The organism is Enterobacter cloacae complex sp. HYC033_NIDB, assembly GCF_056673335.1.
In genome coordinates this window covers 3,297,666-3,320,834 of record NZ_CP115123.1, presented here as the reverse complement: position 1 = coordinate 3,320,834, position 23,169 = coordinate 3,297,666, and the positions used below count along the sequence as shown (strand labels likewise).

Here is a 23,169-nt window from a genome sequence, read left to right as displayed (position 1 = left end):
AGGTTCTTATGGACGACTTAACCCTGCGTTACTACGACGCTGAAATGCGCTATCTGCTGGAAGCCGGCGAAGAATTTGCCCGCGCTCACCCGGAGCAGGCAGCAATGCTCAATCTCGATAAAGCGGGCGCGCGCGACCCATACGTGGAGCGCCTGTTCGAGGGCTTTGCCTTCCTGATGGGCCGCCTGCGTGAGAAGCTTGATGACGACCTGCCTGAACTGACTGAAGGGCTGGTCAGTCTGCTGTGGCCGCATTACCTGCGCACCATTCCCTCGATGTCGGTGGTGGAGTTCACTCCTGTCTGGCGTGAGATGAAAGAACCGATGCGTATTGCCAGAGGTTTCGAGGTCAATTCGCGGCCGATCGGTGAAAAAGGCACGCGTTGTCGCTACACCACAACTAAAGAGATAACCCTTCAGCCACTGGCGTTGGATCATGCCCGCCTGTCGACTGATCCTGACGGGCGCTCTGTCATCAGCCTGCGCTTCAGTTGTAGCCATCTTGCTGACTGGAGCCGTGTCGATCTCAGCCAGATCCCGTTCTATTTCAACGCTGACGCGCCGCTGGCCTGCGCCATGCATGAAGCCTTTACCATGAATACTGCGCGCCTGTGGCTACGTATGCCGGGTGACACGGACAGAAGGCCGATGGACGGGTATTTCACCGCACTGGGGTTTGGTGATGATGACAGACTGTGGCCGAAGGGGGACAGTAGTTTCAGCGGTTACCAGTTGCTGCTGGAGTACTTCACCTTTCGCGAGAAATTCATGTTTACGGGGCTGCGCGGGCTGGAGAGCGTGGTCTTTCCGGCTGAGATCCCGTGGTTTGAAATCGACGTGGTGCTGGCGGAACGCTGGGAGCATGACTTCAGCTTTACCGAAAAGCACCTGCGCCTGAATTGTGTGCCGGTCATTAACCTGTTCCCGCTGGAATCCGATCCGCTGACGCTCAATTCTCTGCAAACCGAATACATGCTGCGCCCGATGCGCGTGCAGGATGGCCATACCGAGATCTATACCGTGGATTCGGTGATGTCATCGAGCCAGCATACCTACGTGCCGTTTTCGAGCTTCCGTCATAAGGGAGGAATGATGCGTCATGAAGCACCAGAATATTACTACCACACCCGCGTGCGCCGCGGTCCGTCCGGCCTGCATAACACCTGGCTCATCCTTGGCGGCGAAGCATTTGATAATCATACCGTCCCGGAAGACGAAAGCCTGTCGCTGACGCTCACCGGCACCAATGGTCAACTGCCACGACGTGCGCTGCAAAGCACCGTGCTTGATACGGTGATGAAAACCACTTCGGTCAGCATTGCCGTGCGCAACCTGTGTGCGCCGACGCTGCCTTGTTACCCACCGGCGCAGGACCGTTTCCACTGGCGCGTGCTGAGTCACCTTGGCAGCGGATTTCTGTCGATGATGGATAATGCCGACGTGCTGCGCGGTACCCTGGCGCTGTATGAATGGACCGACAGCGAGATGAACCGTCGCCGCCTGGAAGCCATCCTCGAGGTGAAGCACAGTGAAACGGAGCGCTTTGAACAGGGCTACCTGGTCCGTGGCGTGCAGATTGAAGTCACGCTGGACAGCAATGGCTTTGCCGGACGCGGCGACATCTGCCTGTTTGGCGAGATGCTGAGCCGATTCTTTGCGCTATACACTGACATCTATTTGTTTAACCGCCTGATTATCATTCTGCAACCGACCGGAGAACGCCTGGAATGGGAAGAGAAGCACAACCGCCGCATTCCCGGCTGAGCCCACGGCTGGAAGCCGATCTGCATCGTATTAACTTTTACCGTTTATGCCAGTTGCTGGAGAAGCGTAACCCGGACAGGCCGCTGATGGGCTCGACCAGTCACCCGGGCGATGACCCGGTACGCTTTGCCCCACATCCAGGGATGGGATTTCCGGCCAGTGAGCTGAAGGCCGTGGAGTATGATGAGGATGATGACAGCCGGCCACCACTCATCCGCACGACCTTTATGGGAATGTACGGTGTCGACTCACCCTTGCCGATGGCGTATCTCGATGACATCGCTCAGCGTCGGGAAGGGCATGACGCACTACAGGGTTTTCTGGATATCTTCAGCCATCGCATTCTGACGCAGTTTTACCGTATCTGGCGTAAATACTCTTATCCGGCAACCTTTGAACCCGGTGGTACGGACAGCATCTCGCAGTCACTGCTGGGCCTGGTGGGATTGGGTATTCCCGGCACAGCAGACCACATCGCCACACCGGTATCCCGTTTTCTGGCTCTGCTGGGTGTTCTACAGCAACCAGGCAAAACTCAGGAGGGAATGCAGGCGCTGGTGACGTTGCTGGCCCCGGATACCACCGTGAGGGTCAGTCCATACTGCCTGCGGCCGGTGGAAATTGGTCAGCCGCTGGGCTTTTACGGTGATGACGATTTTCTGCTGGACGGCAACACGCCACTGGGTGACGAAGCGATGGATGCGGGTAGCCAACTGCTGGTTGCGCTTACAACGGATAATGAACAGGAGGCACAGGGCTGGAAGCCGGACGGTCTGCTGTATCAGGATTTTCTGGTCATGCTGCGGGTATATCTTGGCTGGCGTTTTAAGGCGAAGATCACCCTGACCACCCGGACCCGACTGCTGGCTGTTCCGCCACTTGGCGAAGGCCCTCTCTGGCTCGGGATGAACGGCGTGCTGGGGGCTGATGAGGGGGAACTTAAAGACGATATCCCACCGACCTTTACGACGGAACTGGGCTATTACACCGGCCTGAAGCTGGCAATACCACAACAAGGAAACCGACGTGTTACGTACAAGTTTGATTAAATCCGCAGGCTGGTTGCCTGCACTGCTGGTGTTCAGCCTGACGGGGTGCGGGATGACGCAGGGTATCACCGATGGCACCAAATCGGCATTTAACGCCGTGTTCTACAAAAAAATTAAGATGCTGCACCTGGATTTCACGGCGCGTGAAGCGCTAAACACCGATTCCCGCGAAAGTAACTCACTCTCCGAGCCGGTGGTAGTTCGTGTCTATCAGCTGAAAGACCGTAAAATCTTCGATAAAACGGTTTACCAGCAACTACTGAACGATGGCGAAACTATTCTGAAAACCGACCTGATGGCGACCCGCGATGTGGTCGTAAAACCGGGCGGTGATACAAATCTTGATATGCCAATGGAAGAAGAAACGCAGTTTGTCGCGGTAGTCGGCCTGTTTCGTCACCCGGACCTGGTAAACAATACCTGGAAGCAGGTTCTAAAACGTGAAGATCTCGATCCGGATAAGCCGCGCATTCTGGAGGCCGGGAATAACCACCTGACGTTACAGCCATTGAAGGATGACTGATGCCTAAGGGACATAATACGCCATCGCTGTATGAAATGCTGAGCGGCAATTTCTCAGGTGGCCTGAGCCTCAACCAGGTCAGCGAACAGAATCAGGTGATTTTATCAGTACTCGATAACATGCAGCGCATCCTCAACTGCCGCGCCGGTACGCTGGCTCACTTGCCGGACTACGGCCTGCCGGATATGACAAAAATCCTCCAGGGAATGCCCGGTACCGCCCATCAGCTGATTACCACACTGTCGGCCATATTGCTGAAATATGAGCCGCGCCTGAGCCGGATTAACGTGGTGATGCAGGAACAGATTCAGCCCGGTGAACTCCGCTACGCCATTGATGCGGAGCTGAAGGGGGTCGGGCTGGTGCGCTACGGCACGGAATTTATGCCCGAGGGCAGGGTATTAATCCGTCATCTGAAACAACAGCAATACCTCGATGCACGAGCCGCCATCTAGTTATTACTCAGGTTAAAACAGTTATGACAATAAATTCTGAACGCCAACTTAAAACCGGCGGGGATCCGCGCACGCTTGCGGATTACGCTGCCTTGCGCGAAGAAATGAACAAGCTCACCCATCCGGCACGCCCGGATGTTAACTGGCAACACGCGGAAACGCTCTGTCTGTCACTGTTCGAGCATAACGGTGTGGAGCTACAAACGGCTGCCTGGTATACGCTCGCCCGCACGCATCTCGCCGGACTCTACGGCATGAATGAAGGGCTGGGGCTACTGGCTGCACTGGTCGTCCGTCAGTGGGGTAGCCTCTGGCCACAGCCTGTCCATGCGCGAGTTGAAATCCTCAGCGCACTGAGCAAACGCCTGCGACAGGTGGTGAGAACGCTGACGTTGACGTATGCCGATTTAGGGCAGCTTTATCAGGCTGAGGAGAATCTGAACGCTCTGAGTGACATGTTGCAGCGCCTCGAACTTAAGCATGCTGCTCAGCTTGATGCCCTGCGCACGATGATGCAGAACGCAGCAGTGCGTCTGGAAAACAGTGATAATACGGGCGTGAGTCTGCCGGGTAACACGATGGGGGCCGCGGAACTTGATCTCACCGAACCGACAGAGCGTTGTAAATGGGTTTATGTGGTTCAGCCCGAGCCGTTGCCGAATAAAGAGCCTCCTGTACCCGTGAAACAGTGGAAGCCATTTGCTGCGGGTATGTTGTCCATGCTGATGGCTGCCAGTGTTGTCGTAGTGGGATGGCAGATGATGCATGCGCAAGATTCGGCGCAAATGCAGCTGGCTGCGACTCTGGCTCCTTTACCTGAAGGACTCTCTACAGCACAGTTGCAGGCGCTGCAACAAACGTCACCGCTACCTGAACCGGGGATCAGCAAGACACAGCAGCTGTTAGCGCAGCTTTTACAGCTGAAACCAGACTGGGCAGTAAGCTACGGCGGCCGTCTGGTGCAGCAGGCGCTGACGCTGTGGCCAGAAGAGGCCAAACCCCTGGCACAACAGTGGCACAAGCAAATTAGCGTTGCCGGACTTGCAGAGTCAGATCTGAATGGCTGGCATCAGGGGATGACGCAGTTACAGCAGTTGACGAACAGGCTAAACGCGCTGGATGAACAGAAGGGGAAGTACATGACGGTGAGTGAACTGAAATCAGCCGTGTTTGCCATGTCGCAGTCCTTCAGCCATACCGTTCCGCTTGAGGAGCGGCTTCGTCTGCTTTCCATTTTACCTGCCGGGCAACCCCTGTCAGCAGCGCAGCTAAACCAGACCGAACAGCATCTTCAGCAGTTGATTGCCAGCTATGCTCTGCTGAAGCACCAAAAAGAATAATGAGACTGGCGAAAAACACGGAGTTGACATGTCAGCAAGAGAGCGTTTTTTTAAGAAAGTGCAACAGAGCATCGGGGACAAACCGATCTATGTTAATACGGCTGAGGCCGAAGTTAGGGCGTTTTGTGAGCGGATGGAGGATCTTGCGCAGCAAATCATTACATGGTTTGAAGGTTCTGGTATTGAAATATTTTTATCTAAAAAACATATCACCGATTTAAGTACGGTTGGCTACAGCCTCAGTAGCGGTATATGTCGTTATGCCATTACGACGATCATTTTGCAAAATGGGGATCGCAGCGTCACCATTATGCCAGAACAGGTGATCAGGGGGCCGGAGAAGGGGTGTGTGACGATGAGTATTAATGTCCCCGATAGTCTGTCGGGGGCGAGGATATTCCATTTAAGCATGGCGCCTGAAACAGGCTGGTATATTCGTCGCGGGCATCAAAGTGCAAAAGAGAATATCCTCATGACTGAGGACTGTTTTTTCCAGGCTATCGACTGTCTGGCCTGAACGTAAGTCACCCTAAAGGAAGGAGCGCGCATTAACGTAGTTAATATATATTAACTACGTTAACTTATTAAGCACCACTACACACCGGCGGCCTACAGTACCCCTCCTTAAATATATAATTGCCATTTTTGAAGGGGTATCAGTAACCCAACGACAAGCCAAATATTTAGCGTAAAACATGCTTTTTATCCGCCTTAAGTAAAACTGCGCAAATCAAACTGCAAAACAATAAACCAGCGACGAACGTGAGGACAAATTCGTATGGCAATGCTATAACCCTTAATGCCAACCAAAATATAATGTCCCAGGAAAACGTATGCTAAGAAATATTAGTGTCAGAACGTTCATTGTCTATTTCCTTTTATGTGTATTTTTGGTAAGTGATGGAGTTATAGCGCTATTTTCACGGAATTCTTCGCTTTTTATTGCAGTCATAATTGTACAATTCATCGCCTTATTTTTACTCTGGGCGTACATGACCAAATATCTTGTGACGCCGATCAATACTGTGAAAAAAAGTATTGAAGAAGTAACGTCAGGCAAACTTGGCGTGTTGATACCTGAATTTGGCAACAACTGTGCGGGACGACTGATCCCCGGGATTAATAGTCTCTCCAGCAACATTGCAACGCTGGTCCGTGAGATCCGCGCCTCCTCGCAAACCGCGATGACCCTGTCAGATCAACTCTCTTCACGCAGCGCGCAGCTTTCCGTCAAAACAGAACAGCAGTCAGCTTCGCTGGTGCAAACGGCAGCCAGCATGGAAGAGATGGCTGCAAGTACAAAAAATAATGCCGACAATACCCGTTTAGCCAGCGAACAGGCGAATCTCGCGACGTTGCAGGCGCGTAAAGGCGGAGAGTTAATGGGGCAGGTCGCGAACAATATGCAGTCGATTACCGACTGCGCCCAGCAAATGACAGAGATTATCTCGCTGATTGACGGTATCGCTTTTCAGACCAATATTCTGGCGCTTAACGCCGCCGTTGAAGCGGCAAGAGCGGGCGACCATGGTAAAGGGTTTTCTGTGGTCGCGGGTGAGGTGAGAAGCCTGGCGCATCGTAGCGCCGAAGCGGCAAAAAATATTAAGTCACTGATTGAAGTTACCAGCCATAACGTGACGCAGGGCGTTAACGTGGTCTCTGAAGCCGAAAAAAACATGCATGACATTGTTACCGGTTCGGGCAATGTGAGCAGACTGATGGATGAAATCTCCGCCTCAACATCAGAACAGGAAAAAGGTATTTCACAAATTACGCAGGCATTGTCAGAGCTTGAACGCGTAACGCAGAGCAACGTGTCGATGGTTGAAGAACTCAATGGATCGTCAGATGTGCTGCGCAATCAGGTGATTGAGCTCCAGACACGAACACGCAATTTCCGTCTGGAAAATGAGTTCCAGGCTGATAATGCGTTAAAAAGCCGCGAATGGGCGGTGAATTCCTGAACGTATTCAGGACGATGCCTCACATAATTATTGCTTAACCCTCGGCGAAAGCTAGACTGACACCGAAAGAGATAAAACGGTGGAGGCGCTGTGGAGAGCATTAAAGGGTCTGAGGTTAACGTACCTGACGCAGTTTTTGCATGGGTGTTTGATGGACGTGGCGGCGCAAGGCCGCTTGAAGATCAGGATCACATCGACAGCGAACATCCATGCTGGCTGCACCTCAACTACACGCACCCGGACAGCGCCGAGTGGCTCGCGTCCACGCCGCTATTGCCCAACAACGTTCGGGATGCGCTGGCGGGAGAAAGTCTCAGACCCCGCGTCAGCCGGATGGGTGAGGGGACGTTAATTACGCTGCGTTGTATAAACGGCAGTACGGATGAGCGTCCGGATCAGTTGGTGGCAATGCGTGTTTATATGGATGAACGGCTGATTGTTTCCACCCGCCAGAGAAAAGTGCTGGCGCTGGATGACGTCATTAACGATCTGAAAGAGGGCACCGGACCTACGGATTGCGGCAGCTGGCTGGTGGATGTGTGTGATGCGCTGACCGATCATGCCAGCGAGTTTATAGAAGAACTTCACGATAAAATCATCGATCTGGAAGATAACCTGCTCGATCAGCAAATCCCCCCACGTGGTTTTCTGGCGCTGCTGCGTAAGCAGCTCATCGTGATGCGCCGCTATATGACCCCTCAGCGCGACGTTTATGCGCGGCTGGCCAGCGAACGCATGAGCTGGATGAACGACGATCAACGCCGCAGAATGCAGGATATCGCTGACCGGCTCGGACGTGGACTGGACGAGATTGACTCATGTATTGCCAGAACGGCAGTCATGGCGGATGAGATAGCCCAGGTGATGCAGGAGTCGTTAGCCAGGAGAACGTACACCATGTCGCTGATGGCGATGGTCTTTTTACCGAGTACCTTCCTGACGGGGTTGTTTGGCGTAAACCTCGGAGGGATCCCCGGCGGTGAATATCACTATGGCTTCACCACGTTTTGCGTCATGTTAGTGGTTTTGATTGGGGGTGTTGCATGGTGGTTGCATCGTAGTAAATGGCTGTAAATTTACGCTTTTCTGAGGCAGAGTCGGCTTCAAAACGACATTTTAATTGAGCGAAGTCAATAAACTCCGACCATGTTCGGTGCAATATTACTCCCGCAGGTGAATGCAACGTCAAGCGATGGGCGTTGCGCTCCATATTGTCTTACTTCCTTTTTTTGAATTACTGCATAGCACAATTGATTCGTACGACGCCGACTTCATAGTCGGCTTTTTTTTTGCCTCCTGTTTATCTGCGTCTACCCTTTAGGGGTCAGCACCCTAATCTGGAGGAAAGATGACTATGCTACTTGCCCTGCAACGCCTCAACACCTGGCAGTCCGATCCGGTGCCCACCGATCCGACGCCGATACCCGATCCTGTCCCACGTCCGCAGCCGATGCCGGATCCGCCGCCCGATGAAGAACCGATTAAATTGTCGCATCGTTAGCGCAGATCTGCGAGGATACGCGCCATCTGACTGCAATCATTACCACGAGAGTATATTGTGACCGCTTTTTCCACGCTGAACGTTCTGCCTGAAGCCCAACTGACTAACCTGAATGAGTTGGGCTACCTCACTATGACCCCTGTCCAGGCCGCCGCGCTGCCGGCTATCCTTGAAGGCCGTGACGTGCGCGTGCAGGCGAAAACCGGCAGTGGAAAAACGGCTGCATTCGGGCTAGGCCTGTTACAACACATTGATGCAACCTTGTTTCAGACCCAGTCCCTGATACTCTGCCCGACGCGCGAGCTGGCCGACCAGGTCGCGGGCGAGCTGCGTCGTCTGGCGCGTTTTTTGCCTAACACTAAAATTTTAACGCTCTGCGGGGGGCAACCGTTCGGTGCGCAGCGCGATTCCCTTCAGCACGCGCCGCATATCATTGTGGCTACGCCGGGCCGTCTGCTCGATCACCTGCAAAAAGGCACCGTTTCACTCGATGCACTGCAAACGCTGGTGATGGATGAAGCTGACCGCATGCTGGATATGGGCTTCAGCGATGCGATTGACGAAGTGATCCGCTTTGCCCCAGCCACACGCCAGACGCTGCTCTTTTCTGCCACCTGGCCCGAGGCGATTGCAGCGATCAGCGGGCGCGTGCAGAAGAACCCGCTGACCATTGAAATCGATACTGTCGATGCGTTACCGGCGATTGAGCAGCAGTTCTTCGAGACATCGCAGCACGGCAAAATTCCACTGCTACAAAAATTGCTGAGCCAACACCAGCCAGCGTCCTGCGTGGTGTTCTGTAATACCAAAAAAGATTGTCAGGCGGTGTGCGATGCTCTGAATGATGCCGAACAGAGCGCATTATCGCTGCATGGCGATCTGGAACAGCGCGATCGCGATCAGACTCTGGTGCGTTTCGCTAACGGCAGCGCACGCGTGCTGGTTGCAACGGATGTTGCGGCCCGTGGCCTGGATATTAAATCGCTTGAGCTGGTGGTGAATTTCGAACTGGCATGGGATCCGGAAGTGCATGTCCACCGCATCGGGCGTACCGCGCGCGCAGGTAACAGTGGTCTCGCCATCAGCTTCTGCGCACCTGAAGAGGCGCAGCGCGCCAATATTCTTGCGGAAATGCTGCAACTGAAACTCAACTGGGTGAATACCCCTGGTAATATCAGCATCGCTCCGCTGGCGGCGGAAATGGCCACCTTGTGCATCGACGGCGGTAAAAAGGCCAAAATGCGTCCCGGTGACGTTCTGGGGGCGTTAACTGGGGATATCGGTCTCGACGGGGCAGATATTGGCAAGATCACGGTCCATCCTGCGCATGTCTACGTAGCGGTTCGCCAGTCGGTTGCGCATAAGGCCTGGAAACAGTTGCAGGGCGGGAAGATTAAAGGGAAGACCTGCCGCGTTCGACTGCTGAAATAAGCTTAAAACGCGTCTCAGAAATGATATCTGAGACGCTGCCAGGTTACTTGACTTCTACCACGTTCAGGCGCAGTTCATCGAATTGCGCATCCTCTTCCTCTGGCTGCCAGCCAGCAGGCTGCATCGGGATCTCTTCGCGGTCAAACGCCAGATCCCCGCCATTCACCACCTCTGAACCGTGGTTAATCCCTTTGAAATCGAACAGTTCAACGTCGGCCAGGTGCGAAGGCACCACGTTCTGCATGGCGCTGAACATGGTTTCGATGCGGCCCGGATAGCGTTTATCCCAGTCACGCAGCATGTCGCCAATGACCTGACGTTGCAGGTTCGGCTGTGAGCCGCACAGATTGCACGGAATGATAGGGAAGGCTTTGGCCTGGGAGAAACGCTCAATGTCTTTCTCGCGGCAGTAGGCGAGTGGGCGGATCACGATGTGTTTGCCGTCGTCGCTCATCAGCTTCGGTGGCATTCCCTTCATTTTGCCGCCATAGAACATATTCAGAAACAGCGTTTGCAGAATGTCGTCCCGGTGATGACCAAGCGCAATCTTGGTGGCGCCCAGTTCGGTTGCGGTGCGGTACAGAATGCCGCGACGCAAACGTGAGCAGAGCGAGCAGGTCGTTTTGCCCTCTGGGATCTTCTCTTTAACAATGCCGTAGGTATTCTCTTCTACGATTTTGTACTCAACGCCCAGGTTCTCAAGGTACTCCGGCAGGATATGTTCCGGGAAGCCGGGCTGTTTCTGATCGAGGTTAACCGCGACCAGGGAAAAGTTCACCGGTGCGCTTTGCTGTAGATTGCGCAGGATCTCCAGCATGGTGTAGCTGTCTTTACCGCCCGACAGGCAGACCATGATGCGATCGCCTTCTTCAATCATGTTGAAGTCTGCAATGGCTTCGCCCACGTTACGGCGCAGTCGCTTTTGCAGTTTATTCAGGTTGTACTGTTCTTTCTTGTTAATTTCTTGATTTTGTTGCATCTATTCGTTACTCAGATCTCAAATGGGGCACAGGGTGAGGAAAACGATTTCAAAGCGTCAGCTTCGTGTTCATCTCTTCTATCCATGTAGCATAGATTTCATACACCATCTGCGCATGTACGTGCCCCATCTGGTTAGCGATAAAAGACGGGTTTGCGGCTACCGGTAAAAACCAGCATGCGAAAGTGTGTCGTGTATGGTACGGATTGCAGCGCCGAATGCCAGCACGATTTACAAATGAGCTCCACAGGAGAAGTTTGGTTAAGACTGAAGGGTTGTCTACACTTACAGCTTACGCAGTAAAAACGGAGGTGAAAATGACTGACCGTCCCGTTCATGGTGACCATCCTGATTATAATCCCAGCCCGGATAACCCGGAAAAGGATGGAGGAAAACCGAAAGATGATCCTGGCTCAGCGCCTGAATCAGGCGATAAAGATCCAGAGTGATGACCAGCCGCCTTTACGAAGGCGGTTTTAACATCCATTACGGCCTCTCTACGCGCACCGCTGTCCACGTTATCCTCATCAACGTTGTCTGATAACCGCTCAGAATCCCTCCTGTTTTGCCGGACGAACAGCTGAGATAAAGCACGGATCTCATTCCCGCGTACCAGCGCGTTTTACAGTTCTCCTGCTACGCTTTTGAGGGGGACAAGGGAGCGCTTCTATGAAAAATAAAGACGAACAGACAGGATTAGTTGGGCTGGCGATTGGTGCCGCCGTTATTGGGCTGGTTTCATCCCAGAAGATCATCAACCGTGAAAGTATTGTCGATGAGCTGGTAAGGCTCGGCAGGCAGAAGGGGGATGGTGTTGAAGATGAGGTCTTTTTAAAAGCGGCTGAGTTAGTGAGAAAAGGGGTATAAGCGATGGCTGACATTCGTCATGCACAGTGTCATTGTGGGGCGGTGAAATTTACGGTTGAGCTGACGGACGGCCTGAATACCGCGCGTCGATGTAGCTGCTCGTTTTGCAGGATGCGTGGGGCGGTCGTGGTTTCCGCACCTTTGACGGGCATTAAGGTGACGCAGGGCGCGGACACGCTCACAGAGTACCGTTTCAACACCGGCACGGCGCGCCATTTCTTCTGTTCTATTTGCGGTATTTACACGTTCCACCAACGACGTTCCAATCCCAATGAATATGGTGTGAATGTCGCTTGTCTGGAAAATGTCACGCCATTCGACTTCCCGGAAGTGGTGGTAATGGATGGAGTAAATCATCCTATGGATGGCGACAGCGGGGTATTTGGTTATCTCTCTTTCCGTAAAGAACAGGCGAAACAGCGGTAAAAATTAGCCCGCAGATCGTTGCGGGCTAACGGGATTAGAACTGGTAAACCAGACCTAACGCTACGATGTCATCCGTACCGATGCCATTGTTTTTGTAGAATGAATCATCTTCATCCAGCAGGTTGATTTTATAATCAACATAGGTGGACATATTTTTGTTGAAATAATAGGTAGCACCGACGTCAGCATATTTCACCAGGTCTTTATCGTCCTGGCCATTGCCCAGGTCTTTACCTTTAGACTGCAAATAGGAAATAGCTGGACGCAGACCGAAATCGAACTGATATTGTGCGGTCACTTCGAAGTTTTGGGTTTTGTTTGCCACGGTGTTTTCGTCATGAGCATCACCGTATGGCGTCATATTACGTGTTTCGGAATACATCGCCGCCAGATAGATGTTGTTTGCATCGTATTTCAGGCCAGCAGTCCATGCATCCGCTTTATCACCACCCGCAGTGGTATGCATTTCCTGATCGTTGGTACGGTCAGATGACGCATATGCCGCGCCCGCGCTGAAGCCCATGCCGAAATCATAAGTCGCGGAGAGACCATAACCGTCGCCATTCTCATGACGTACATCGCGGCCGTTGTTAGTGCCTTCCTGATTGTTGCTGGCATCTTCATTATTACCCTGATACTGCACCGCGAAGTTCAGACCCTGCACCAGACCAAAGAAGTCGGTGTTACGGTAGGTCGCCACGCCGTTTGCACGACCAGTCATAAAGTTATCGGCATTAGTATAAGAGTCGCCACCAAATTCTGGCAGCATATCGGTCCAGCCTTCCACGTCGTACAGGACGCCATAGTTACGGCCGTAATCGAAGGAGCCGTAGTCGCCTACCTTCACACCCGCGAAGGCCAGACGCGTCCAGGACTGGTTGGCGTCAGACCCTTCGGTGTTGTTTGCCTGAATGTTGTATTCCCACTGCGCGTAACCGGTCATCATGTCGTTGATTTGGGTTTCACCTTTAAAACCCAGTCGCATATAGGTTTGATCGCCATCTTTAGACGCGTCGTCAGAGAAATAATGCAGACCATCTACTTTGCCATACAGATCCAGTTTATTGCCGTCTTTATTATAAATTTCAGCTGCGTGTGCGGCGCCAGCCATTAACAAAGCGGGGATCATCAGTGCCAGTACTTTTCTTTGCATTTTGATTATTCCTTTGCAGTTATTTTTTTATTACTTCGTGAACTTTCCGGGCTGGAAAGCTGTCCCATGCTAAATCACTCTGGCGGCGGATGAATAAAATATAATTGTTACGGGTTAAGTAAAATCTAAACTAAATGATGCGGTTGAAATAACGATAGATGTCATGAATGAATTATTGCTATTAATACAAAATAAAAATTATTAATTACGTGGAAAACAAGGTAATCTCCACGCCGTTATATGCCTTTAAGATTTTTTCATCCATAATTCACGTGAATATTGTTCAGAACGTTGAGACAATTTTCACCGATCTTCTGGATTCGCCCGGTGCACATGCATCGGGCTTTTTTATGGCAAAAAAATGCCCGGACAAGCCGGGCATACAGGTTATTCACTGGTCGACTTTTCGGCTTTCCCTGCCAGTTGCGCCAGGAAGTCATAACGCTTCTGAAGATCCGCTGCCGCATCCTTCCATAGCTGCCCTGCTACTTCAGGCTGTTGGGCGTTCAGCCTGCGGAAACGCTGCTCCTGAAGTAAGGTTTCGGCAAGGGCGTCTGACGGCGGACGCGAATCCAGCGCCAGCGGCAATTTCCCTTCATCGGCACGGCGCGGGTCAAAGCGGTACAGTGGCCAGAAGCCGGTTGCGGTGAGCTGACGCATCTGGTCGTGGCTGAGCGCCAGATCGTAGCCATGCTCCTCACACGGACTGTAGGCGATGATCAGCGACGGCCCTGGATACGCTTCCGCTTCCTGGATGGCTTTCACCGTCTGGTTGAGCTGTGCGCCCAGCGAAATCTGCGCGACGTAGACGTGTCCATACATCATCATGCTGACGCCCAAATCTTTACGCGCCTTGCGCTTGCCGTGCTCACCAAATTTGGTGACCGCCCCCAATGGCGTTGCTTTCGAGGCCTGTCCGCCGGTGTTGGAATAGCACTGAGTATCAAGCACCAGAATATTGACGTTTTCGGTCAGGCTCAGGACATGATCAAGACCGCCGAAACCAATATCGTAGGCCCACCCGTCGCCGCCGATCAGCCAGACAGATTTTTCAACCAGCGCGTCAGCATCAGTCAGGAGTTGTTCAGCCCCTTCAACACCCTGAAGCGCGTTGCGCAGTTCAGCAACCTGCGCGCGACGAACGTCAGGTGTGGCCTCCGCATGCAGGGCATCATTCAGTTCTGCCGGGATCTTATCGGCAAACTGTGCCAGCAGACGCATTACGCGGGCGCGGTGCTGATCGACCGTCAGACGGAATCCCAGACCAAATTCTGCGTTGTCCTCGAAAAGCGAGTTTGCCCACGCCGGGCCGCGACCGTTCGCGTCGGTGGTGTATGGCGTAGACGGCAGGTTACCCCCATAGATTGACGAGCAGCCCGTCGCGTTGGCAATCAGCATTCGGTCACCGTAAAGCTGAGTGAGCAGTTTGATATACGGTGTTTCGCCGCAGCCGGAGCACGCCCCGGAGTACTCGAAGAGTGGGGTGATGAGCTGCGAGGTACGAATGTCAATGCGTTCCAGCTTGTTGCGATCGATTTCAGGCAGGTCGAGGAAGAAATCATAATTCACTTTCTCTTCTTCAACATGTTCAAGACGCGACATCATATTGATGGCTTTGATTGACGGGTCCTGACGATCTTTCGCCGGGCACACCTCGACGCACAGGTTACAGCCGGTACAGTCTTCCGGCGCCACCTGTAGGACATATTTCTGACCACGCATATCGCGGGATTTTACATCCAGCGAGTGCAAACTTTCCGGCGCGCCATCTAACGCTTCTGGCGACACCACTTTGGCGCGAATGGCCGAGTGAGGGCAGGCCGCCACGCAGTGGTTGCATTGGGTGCACAGCTCTTCTTTCCAGATAGGGATCGCTTCGGCAATGTTGCGTTTTTCCCAGCGGGTCGTGCCCATCGGCCAGGTTCCGTCAGGCGGAAGCGCAGAGACGGGAAGGGTGTCGCCCAGTCCGGCAAGCATCGCCGCCGTGACGGTTTTGACGAAATCCGGGGCGGCGTCAGACACCACTGACGGCCGGTTCGGACTGCTGGCATTGACCGGCTGCAACGGCACCGCGAACAGCGATTCGCGGGCCAGCGCCAGCGCCTGCCAGTTGCGTTCAACCAGCTCCTGACCTTTGCTGCTGTAGCTTTTGGCGATCGCCCCCTGGAGTTCCATCAGCGCGCTGTCGCCCGGCAGAATATTAGTCAGGTGGAAGAACGCCATCTGCATAACCGTATTGATACGCGCCGCCAGGCCGCATTCGCGGGCGATCTTCGCGGCGTTAATGACATACAGGCGCGCCTGTTTCTGGTTAAGCACTGCCTGGACTTCCTGGGGCAGGCGTGCCCAGACCTCGTCGGCGCTGTAAGGGGTGTTGATCAGGAAAATACCGCCGGGCTTCAGGCGCTCGGCCATCTGATATTTATCAATGAACTGGAGCTGGTGACAGCCAACAAAATCCGCCTGAGAAATCAGGTATGCCGAGCGGATCGGGTGTTCGCTGACGCGCAGATGGGAAACGGTCAGTCCGCCCGCTTTTTTGGAGTCGTAGACGAAATACCCTTGCGCATACCACGGCGTAGAGTTGCCGATAATTTTGATGTTGTTCTTGGTTGCCGAGACGCTGCCGTCGCTACCCAGACCGTAGAACAGCGCTTCCAGTTTCGCAGTCGAGGGCAGGGTTTTTTCCGGCAAGGGCAGAGAAAGGTTAGTCACGTCATCATAAATGCCGACCGTAAAGCGCGGCTTCGGTTTTGCCTCGCGGAGTTCAGCAAATACCGCCAGGACGCACTCCGGTCCGAACTCTTTGGAAGACAATCCATAACGCCCGCCAATGACGCGCGGCAGCGTTTCGCGCTCACCGCGGTTAAACGCCTCAGCCAGAGCGGTCATCACATCCAGATAAAGTGGCTCAGCCTGTGCGCCAGGCTCTTTGGTGCGGTCCAGTACCGCCACTGCACGCGCGCTATCCGGCAGGGCTGCGAGCAGGTGTTTCGCTGAGAAGGGACGGTAGAGGCGAACTTTGAGCACGCCAACTTTTTCACCACGCGTCAATAGCTCATCAACCACCTCTTCACAGGTGCCAATGGCGGAGCCCATCAGGACGATCACGCGCTCGGCCTGCGGATGACCGTAATATTCAAACGGCTTATATTCGCGGCCCGTCGCAGCGGAAAAATCGTCCATCGCCTGTTCAACGTGCTCATAGACCGCGTTGTACCACGGGTTTGTCGCCTCGCGGGACTGGAAATAGGTATCCGGGTTCGCAGAGGTACCCCGGATCACCGGATGTTCCGGATTGAGGGCGCGAGCGCGATGCGCATCGATGTCAGCCTGCGGCAGCAGATTAAGAATAGTGTCGTCCGGTAGCGGAACGATTTTATTGATCTCGTGGGACGTACGGAAACCATCGAAGAAATGAATAAATGGCACTCGGCTTTTCAGCGTGGCGATATGCGAAATCAGCGCGAAGTCCTGCGCTTCCTGCACGCTGCTGGCGCAGAGCATAGCGCAGCCGGTCTGACGCACGGCCATCACATCTGAGTGGTCGCCAAAAATAGAGAGAGCGTGAGTGGCTACGGTGCGTGCGGCAACGTGCAACACAAACGGCGTTAATTGCCCTGCCAGCTTGTAAAGCGTGGGGATCATCAACAGCAGCCCCTGAGACGACGTGAACGAGGTCGACAGGGCACCGGTCTGCAACGCACCATGCACGGTGGCAATGGCACCGGCTTCGGACTGCATCTCTACAACTCGCGGGACATCGCCCCAGACGTTTTTTATCCCATTACCAGCCCAGGCGTCAGCCTGTTCAGCCATCGTGGAGCTGGGAGTGATGGGGTAGATGGCGATCACTTCGCTGGTACGAAACGCAACAGACGCGACTGCACCATTGCCGTCAATAGTTTGCATAGGACAACACCCTTACATTGCGCAAAAAGAGGGGCCTGAAAAACGACGACAGACCCTGAATATTATCTGTGTATTTTAGCAAAGCTCAGGTTTTACGATTTTCGCTTTTGTGTCCTTGGTATGCGCTGTATCAATGACTCGATGGCTACTCGCGTTAAAAAATTGCGAGAAATTGTTACCAGGGCGCATAAATACGCACATCCGCTCTCGACGATGCGGCGCGTGATGCCTATTATGCATAGGTTTCGCGTTAATTATGGGGAGGAAGGTATGCGTTCAGCATTTTGGGTCGGATGTGCCGCGTTACTGTTGTCGGCATGCAGCAATGAACCTGTACAGCAGGCGACAGCGGCACACGTTACGCCAGGTATGCGGGCGGCGATGTCCAGTTCAGGTCAGGCCAACTGCGCAATGATCGGCGGTTCACTCTCCGTTGCCCGTCAGCTCGATGGCTCCGCCATCGGCATGTGCGCATTGCCAAATGGCAAACGCTGTAGTGAGCAGTCGCTTGCCGTAGGTTCGTGCGGAAGCTACTGAGTTATTCAACTCGCTTAAACATCAATGTTTTATTGGCTGTCGCCAGGGTTAACTGGTCTTCGGTCAGGTCTACCTGTGCGCCTGTGCGTAGCATATCGGCGATGGTCTGATCCAGTTCATTTAGCTGCGGCTCGGTGCAGAGTTTCCGCGTCATTGCCAGCGTTTTGACCGTCAACTCTCCTTCGGACAGTTTCCCCTGGCCGTTGAAGCCGTTGCACATTGTGCCGGAGACGACAATGTTGTTAATCAGGCTGATATTGGGTTGCGCACTGAAGCGAATTTCAGGCTGGGTTTTCCCGCCTTTAACCGCTTTGCCATCCACATTTTCCAGAACGAAACGATGATTCTCTAGCTGTTCGGTCTGAACGGAGGCTTTACCAGGATTAACGCATCCAGCCAGTGCGAGGCTGATTAAACTTACTGCCGCGAGCTTTTTCATTTTTTTTCTCAAACTATCAATACCGTAAATATTTTTTCAGTGTAACCATACCCTCCTGGGTGTTAATGGGGTTTATCTGAAAGTGCGGGAAGGGACCGGGCGGCGGCGCACCCGGTCAGTGAGTTAGTGCGATTTAAATCCGGCTGCGGCCATCAGCATTTTAAAGAGCATACTTACGCAGGCCAGCGCCAGAACGCTGCCGCCCCAGATGATGGCAAGCCACATCAAACGTTTCCATACAGGTTGTTGCATCAGTGATAACCCTCCCCATGCTGTACTTTTCCGCGAAAAACGTAATAACTCCAGAAGGTGTAGACCAGAATCACGGGAATGATCAACAGTGCACCCACTAACATAAAGCCCTGGCTTTGGACTGGCGCAGCGGCCTGCCACAGGGTAATGTCCGGCGGGATAATATGCGGCCAGATGCTGATCCCAAGCCCGCTAAAGCCAAGAAAAACCAGCCCTAATGTCATAATAAACGGCAGAGTATGGCTCGCAGGATCATTCAGGCAGCGCCACTGGCACAGACTCAGGATCGCAACCAGCGCAGGCACGGGCAGCAGATAAAACAGATTCGGCAGCGTAAACCAGCGCGCAGCAATAGCTGGTTGGGCGAGAGGGGTCCAGATACTGATTACTGCAATGAATACCAGAAGCAGGAGCAGAAGCACTTTCGATACCTGACGCATCCGCTGTTGCAGGGCATTTTCGCTTTTCATTACCAGCCACGTTGAACCTAGCAGCGCGTAAGCCACTACAAGACCCGCACCGCAGAAAAAATTGAACGCGGTAAACCAGTCAAACGGACCACCGCTGTAAGCGCGACCAGTGACGCTGAACCCATGGATGACCGCGCCGACGGTGATGCCCTGGCTGAAGGTCGCCACAATTGATCCGCCAATAAAGGCCTTATCCCAGAACGGGCGGTGCGCCGGAGTGGCCTTGAAGCGAAATTCGAAGGCGACGCCACGAAATATAAGCCCGATCAGCATTATTGTCAGTGGAATGGTTAGCGCGTCGATGATAACCGCATAGGCGAGAGGAAAGGCGCCAAACAGGGCCGCACCGCCAAGCACCAGCCAGGTTTCGTTGCCATCCCAGACGGGAGCCACGCTATTGACCATCACGTCGCGGTCGTCCGCATTCGGCGTTGCCGGAAACAGGATGCCTATCCCCAGATCAAAACCGTCCATCACGATATACATCAACGTGGCGAAAACGATAATCACGAACCAGATAATGGAAAGATCGATACCCATTACGGTTACTCCTTAAATTCAGTGGTGACGGCAGAAAGCGGACGAGCAGGGCGGCCATCGGATTCAGTCGCGAAGGATTCATGGGGCTGCGGCCCTTTTTTAATCAGACGCACCATATAGCTGTAACCCACGCCGAATACAGCGGTATAAACCACGAAGAAGGCCAGCAAACTGACGCTCATGTGCAGATCGCCATGCGCGGAAACCGCATCCTTTGTACGCTGTAGACCATAGACGACCCAGGGCTGGCGGCCGACCTCCGTTGTTACCCATCCGGCGAGGATCGCGATCAGCCCGGACGGCCCCATCAGCAGGGCAAACCACAGGAAGGAACGTGAGGTATAAAGGCGCTGTTTATAACGCAGCCAGATTGCCGTCACGCCCAGGAGCAGCATCAACATTCCCAGGCCGGCCATGATGCGGAAAGACCAGAAGACAATGGTGGCGTTCGGGCGATCTTCTTTTGGGAACTCCTTCAATGCCGGAACCTGTTTATCGAGACTGTGGGTCAGGATCAGGCTGCCGAGAGCGGGAATTTCCAGGCCAAAACGGGTCCGTTCCTGCTCCATATCCGGCCAGCCAAATAGCAGCAGTGGGGTAGGCTCACCCGGCGGATTCTCCCAGTGGCCTTCTATGGCGGCTATTTTCGCTGGCTGGTGTTTTAAGGTGTTAAGCCCGTGCATATCCCCCACCAGCGCCTGGACTGGGGCCACGATCAACGTCATCCACAACGCCATGGAAAACATGGTGCGAATAGCGGGCGTATTGTTTCCGCGCAGCAAATGCCAGGCCGCGGAAGCACCGACAAACAGCGCGCTGCTGAGAAATGCCGCTATCGACATGTGCAGCAGGCGGTAAGGGAAGGAGGGGTTAAACACCACGGCAAACCAGTCCACCGGAACGACCTGACCGTTGATGATTTCATACCCTTGCGGTGTCTGCATCCAGCTGTTTGACGAGAGGATCCAGAACGTAGACATGAGGGTCCCCAGTGCGACCATGCAGGTCGAAAAGAAGTGCAGCCCCGGCCCGACCTTATTCCAGCCAAACAACATTACTCCGAGAAACCCCGCCTCAAGGAAGAACGCGGTAAGCACTTCATAGGTCAACAGGGGGCCGGTAATACTGCCCGCGAACTGGGAAAACCCACTCCAGTTAGTGCCAAACTGATAAGCCATCACCAGGCCAGAGACCACGCCCATCCCAAAGTTGACGGCGAAGATCTTCGACCAGAAATGGTACAGCGAGCGCCAGACGGGATTTTTTGTTTTCAGCCACAGCCCTTCCAGCACGGCGAGATAGCTCGCCAGGCCAATGGTTATCGCCGGAAAAATAATATGAAAGGATACGGTAAAGGCGAACTGTATTCGCGCAAGATGAAACGCATCTAAACCAAACATGCACTGCCTCAATGTTAAACGGTGTACTGTTATGATAGAGAGGCGGCAAATGAGATATCAGAAGCAGAATTTGATAAATTTTCTATAACAGTTGTGGGAAAAGCTGAATTTTATCTGGCTGATATAGTTAACAAGGAAGAATAAAAAATTTCTTTTTATGATTTTTACGCATTAAACAGCTTGCTTTGTCGCCAGCAACATGCGTTAATGGATTTCTGGTTTTGAATCCAAATAAATATCTGACGTAGTTTTATAAAGCAGTTCTCATCACGTTGTGCCTCTCCGCAGCCTCTCTTGGGTCTTTATCTACATTCCGATTAGTTTTGTATCGAACCATTTTTTGCCTGATCGGCTCATGAGTAATTTACGTTTTTACGTTCAAAGGAGAATCCTATGACTTCTTATATCCATTTCCGCTGCCCATGCTGTCATGGCTCGCAGTACCGCACCTCAGCTTTTGATGTGTCTGACAAAAATCCGTTCGGCGCGAAATGCATTTTCTGCAAATCGTCGATGATCACGCTCGACCACCTGGCCGCAGCGCGTTCTGCTCAGAATCACATTACAGAGTACCGCAAGTAATCTGCCGCGTTTCCTATAACAGTTAGCAAAATCTTCTCTTTTTCTCCTGCTGATATACACTGTCAGCAATAAGGAGAATCTGATGAAAAAATACCAGCGTCTGGCGCAACAAATTATCTCGCAGATTGAGCTTGGCGTATGGTTGCCGGGCGATAAGCTGCCTTCTCTGCGAGAGCAGGTGGCAAGCAGCGGCATGAGTTTTATGACCGTGGGCCACGCGTATCAGATGCTGGAAAGTCAGGGGCGCATTGTTGCCAGACCGCAGTCAGGCTATTACGTTGCCGCCCGCCCGATCACACACCAGCCTGCACCGCCCGCGCAGGTGATGCGCGATGAAGTGGTCGACATCAACACCTATATTTTCGACGTGCTACAGGCCAGCCGCGACCCCTCCGTTGTCCCTTTTGCCTCGGCGTTTCCCGATCCGCGCCTTTTCCCGCTTCAGCAACTCAACCGATCGCTGGCTAACGTCAGCAAAACGGCTACCGCCATGAGCGTGATCGAAAACCTGCCGCCGGGTAACGTCGACTTACGTCATGCCATTGCCCGTCGCTACGCTCAGCAGGGAATGAATATCTCCCCGGATGAAATTGTGATCACCGCGGGCGCGCTTGAGGCGCTTAACCTCAGTTTGCAGGCTGTGACTGAACCAGGGGACTGGGTTATCGTTGAAAACCCCTGTTTTTATGGCGCACTCCAGGCGCTTGAACGTCTGAAACTGAAAGCGCTGTCGGTTGCCACTGATGTGCGTGAGGGCATCGATCTCAGTGCCCTTGAGCAGGCGTTAAATGATTATCCGGTGAAAGCCTGCTGGCTGATGACCAACAGTCAGAACCCGCTCGGCTTCACGCTGAGTGCAGAGAAGAAAGCTCAGCTGGTTGCCTTACTCACCCGGCATAACGTCACGCTGATTGAAGACGATGTTTACAGCGAACTCTACTTTGGCCGTGAAAAGCCGCTTCCGGCAAAGGCCTGGGATAAGCAGGATATGACGTTGCACTGCTCCTCATTCTCCAAGTGTCTGGTGGCCGGTTTCCGTATTGGCTGGGTGGCGGCGGGAAAACATGCGCGCCGTATTCAGCAGTTGCAGCTGATGAGTACGTTATCCACCAGCTCTCCCATGCAGCTGGCGCTGGTGGATTACCTGGCGACCAAACGTTACGACGCCCACCTTCGTCGCCTGCGACGCACGCTTGCTGAACGCAAACAGCAGGCCTGGCAATCGCTTTTGCGTCATATGCCTGCCGGCGTCAAAATCCATCATAACGACAGCGGCTACTTTTTATGGCTGGAACTGCCTGAACAGCTGGATGCGGGGCGGTTGAGTGAGAAGGCGTTAACCCATCAAATCAGCATTGCGCCCGGCAAGATGTTTTCCACCTCCAATATCTGGACACCGTTTTTCCGTTTCAATACCTCATGGGGCTGGGGCGAGCGGGAGGAGCAGGCGGTCGTCCAGCTGGCGGGGTTAATCCGCGAAATGATGCTGCACCCAGTCACACCTTGATGAAAATTCCTGAAGCGACATGACGCGCGGTCTACCTTTAGTAAGGGAGCGCGGATTGGTAACGTGACGTTGTCACGTT

At 53.4% G+C, this 23,169-nt stretch carries 23 protein-coding genes and 1 pseudogene; 16 read left to right on the top strand and 8 right to left on the bottom strand.

Annotated features, from left to right (window positions below; genetic code table 11):
• Nucleotides 1-8: 8 nt before the first annotated feature.
• The 10 genes from tssF to dbpA all read left to right on the top strand — a co-directional run bounded on the left by tssF (nucleotide 9) and on the right by dbpA (nucleotide 10,026).
• Complete coding sequence (gene tssF / locus O1721_RS15960) at nucleotides 9-1,763, top strand: type VI secretion system baseplate subunit TssF (protein ID WP_032648439.1); 1,755 nt, start codon at nucleotides 9-11, stop codon at nucleotides 1,761-1,763.
• A complete protein-coding gene (tssG, locus tag O1721_RS15955; protein WP_032648437.1) occupies nucleotides 1,727-2,812 on the top strand; it encodes a type VI secretion system baseplate subunit TssG in 1,086 nt (361 codons plus the stop codon). Before tssF ends, tssG begins: the two co-directional genes overlap by 37 nt.
• On the top strand, nucleotides 2,790-3,335 hold the full coding sequence (tssJ, locus tag O1721_RS15950; RefSeq protein ID WP_032648436.1) for a type VI secretion system lipoprotein TssJ: 546 nt from the start codon (nucleotides 2,790-2,792) through the stop codon (nucleotides 3,333-3,335). Before tssG ends, tssJ begins: the two co-directional genes overlap by 23 nt.
• The gene (gene tssE / locus O1721_RS15945; RefSeq protein ID WP_015570427.1) at nucleotides 3,335-3,790 is read left to right on the top strand and encodes a type VI secretion system baseplate subunit TssE; all 456 of its coding nucleotides are present in this window, start codon (nucleotides 3,335-3,337) and stop codon (nucleotides 3,788-3,790) included. Before tssJ ends, tssE begins: the two co-directional genes overlap by 1 nt.
• A 23-nt stretch (nucleotides 3,791-3,813) precedes the next feature.
• Nucleotides 3,814-5,130: a VasL domain-containing protein gene (locus O1721_RS15940; RefSeq protein WP_032648433.1), complete on the top strand. Its 1,317-nt coding sequence runs from the start codon at nucleotides 3,814-3,816 to the stop codon at nucleotides 5,128-5,130.
• Nucleotides 5,131-5,158: 28 nt separating this feature from the next.
• Nucleotides 5,159-5,647 carry a hypothetical protein gene (locus tag O1721_RS15935; protein WP_032648431.1) on the top strand — a complete coding sequence of 163 codons (489 nt, stop codon included), beginning with the start codon at nucleotides 5,159-5,161 and terminating at the stop codon, nucleotides 5,645-5,647.
• A 316-nt stretch (nucleotides 5,648-5,963) separates the two neighbouring features.
• Complete coding sequence (locus O1721_RS15930; RefSeq protein WP_080344888.1) at nucleotides 5,964-7,094, top strand: methyl-accepting chemotaxis protein; 1,131 nt, start codon at nucleotides 5,964-5,966, stop codon at nucleotides 7,092-7,094.
• A gap of 90 nt (nucleotides 7,095-7,184) precedes the next feature.
• Entirely contained in the window at nucleotides 7,185-8,168 is a 984-nt protein-coding gene (gene zntB, locus O1721_RS15925; protein WP_006810774.1) for a zinc transporter ZntB, read from the top strand.
• 274 nt (nucleotides 8,169-8,442) lie between these two features.
• Nucleotides 8,443-8,595, top strand: a complete 153-nt coding sequence (ynaL, locus tag O1721_RS15920; protein WP_154815992.1) for a proline-rich small protein YnaL — start codon at nucleotides 8,443-8,445, stop codon at nucleotides 8,593-8,595.
• 57 nt (nucleotides 8,596-8,652) lie between these two features.
• The gene (gene dbpA / locus O1721_RS15915; RefSeq protein WP_032648427.1) at nucleotides 8,653-10,026 is read left to right on the top strand and encodes an ATP-dependent RNA helicase DbpA; all 1,374 of its coding nucleotides are present in this window, start codon (nucleotides 8,653-8,655) and stop codon (nucleotides 10,024-10,026) included.
• A gap of 43 nt (nucleotides 10,027-10,069) precedes the next feature.
• On the opposite strand, the gene ttcA is transcribed toward dbpA, so the two are convergent.
• Both ttcA and O1721_RS15905 read right to left on the bottom strand, forming a co-directional pair.
• Nucleotides 10,070-11,005 (bottom strand): tRNA 2-thiocytidine(32) synthetase TtcA, encoded by a 936-nt coding sequence (gene ttcA / locus O1721_RS15910; RefSeq protein ID WP_001186974.1) that lies wholly within the window; start codon nucleotides 11,003-11,005, stop codon nucleotides 10,070-10,072.
• A gap of 49 nt (nucleotides 11,006-11,054) precedes the next feature.
• A pseudogene (locus O1721_RS15905) lies at nucleotides 11,055-11,252 on the bottom strand (tyrosine-type recombinase/integrase); the annotation flags it as partial.
• Nucleotides 11,253-11,262: 10 nt separating this feature from the next.
• Between O1721_RS15905 and O1721_RS15900 the strand changes: the two are divergent.
• The 3 genes from O1721_RS15900 to O1721_RS15890 all read left to right on the top strand — a co-directional run bounded on the left by O1721_RS15900 (nucleotide 11,263) and on the right by O1721_RS15890 (nucleotide 12,298).
• Nucleotides 11,263-11,454, top strand: coding sequence for a hypothetical protein (locus tag O1721_RS15900; protein WP_479953184.1), 192 nt, complete (start codon nucleotides 11,263-11,265; stop codon nucleotides 11,452-11,454).
• Nucleotides 11,455-11,674: 220 nt separating this feature from the next.
• A complete protein-coding gene (locus O1721_RS15895; protein WP_003856931.1) occupies nucleotides 11,675-11,872 on the top strand; it encodes a hypothetical protein in 198 nt (65 codons plus the stop codon).
• Nucleotides 11,873-11,875: 3 nt separating this feature from the next.
• The gene (locus O1721_RS15890) at nucleotides 11,876-12,298 is read left to right on the top strand and encodes a GFA family protein (RefSeq protein WP_032648425.1); all 423 of its coding nucleotides are present in this window, start codon (nucleotides 11,876-11,878) and stop codon (nucleotides 12,296-12,298) included.
• Nucleotides 12,299-12,332: 34 nt separating this feature from the next.
• On the opposite strand, the gene ompC is transcribed toward O1721_RS15890, so the two are convergent.
• A complete protein-coding gene (ompC, locus tag O1721_RS15885) occupies nucleotides 12,333-13,451 on the bottom strand; it encodes a porin OmpC (RefSeq protein ID WP_032648423.1) in 1,119 nt (372 codons plus the stop codon).
• Nucleotides 13,452-13,838: 387 nt separating this feature from the next.
• Nucleotides 13,839-17,363, bottom strand: coding sequence for a pyruvate:ferredoxin (flavodoxin) oxidoreductase (nifJ, locus tag O1721_RS15880; protein ID WP_045325011.1), 3,525 nt, complete (start codon nucleotides 17,361-17,363; stop codon nucleotides 13,839-13,841).
• A 270-nt stretch (nucleotides 17,364-17,633) separates the two neighbouring features.
• On the opposite strand from nifJ, the gene O1721_RS15875 reads away from it, so the two are divergent.
• Complete coding sequence (locus O1721_RS15875) at nucleotides 17,634-17,900, top strand: putative hemolysin (RefSeq protein ID WP_003856935.1); 267 nt, start codon at nucleotides 17,634-17,636, stop codon at nucleotides 17,898-17,900.
• Nucleotide 17,901: 1 nt separating this feature from the next.
• On the opposite strand, the gene hslJ is transcribed toward O1721_RS15875, so the two are convergent.
• The 4 genes from hslJ to O1721_RS15855 all read right to left on the bottom strand — a co-directional run bounded on the left by hslJ (nucleotide 17,902) and on the right by O1721_RS15855 (nucleotide 21,001).
• Nucleotides 17,902-18,339, bottom strand: a complete 438-nt coding sequence (gene hslJ, locus O1721_RS15870; protein WP_015570436.1) for a heat shock protein HslJ — start codon at nucleotides 18,337-18,339, stop codon at nucleotides 17,902-17,904.
• Between the two features lie 123 nt (nucleotides 18,340-18,462).
• Nucleotides 18,463-18,591: a DUF2474 domain-containing protein gene (locus O1721_RS15865; protein WP_017693358.1), complete on the bottom strand. Its 129-nt coding sequence runs from the start codon at nucleotides 18,589-18,591 to the stop codon at nucleotides 18,463-18,465.
• Nucleotides 18,591-19,601: a cytochrome d ubiquinol oxidase subunit II gene (gene cydB, locus O1721_RS15860; protein ID WP_015570437.1), complete on the bottom strand. Its 1,011-nt coding sequence runs from the start codon at nucleotides 19,599-19,601 to the stop codon at nucleotides 18,591-18,593. Before cydB ends, O1721_RS15865 begins: the two co-directional genes overlap by 1 nt.
• A gap of 5 nt (nucleotides 19,602-19,606) precedes the next feature.
• Nucleotides 19,607-21,001, bottom strand: a complete 1,395-nt coding sequence (locus tag O1721_RS15855; protein WP_015570438.1) for a cytochrome ubiquinol oxidase subunit I — start codon at nucleotides 20,999-21,001, stop codon at nucleotides 19,607-19,609.
• Between the two features lie 393 nt (nucleotides 21,002-21,394).
• Between O1721_RS15855 and ymcF the strand changes: the two genes are divergently transcribed.
• Nucleotides 21,395-21,583 carry a cold shock small protein YmcF gene (gene ymcF, locus O1721_RS15850; protein ID WP_017693360.1) on the top strand — a complete coding sequence of 63 codons (189 nt, stop codon included), beginning with the start codon at nucleotides 21,395-21,397 and terminating at the stop codon, nucleotides 21,581-21,583.
• Between the two features lie 82 nt (nucleotides 21,584-21,665).
• Entirely contained in the window at nucleotides 21,666-23,090 is a 1,425-nt protein-coding gene (locus O1721_RS15845) for an aminotransferase-like domain-containing protein (RefSeq protein ID WP_015570440.1), read from the top strand.
• Nucleotides 23,091-23,169 lie beyond the last annotated feature (79 nt).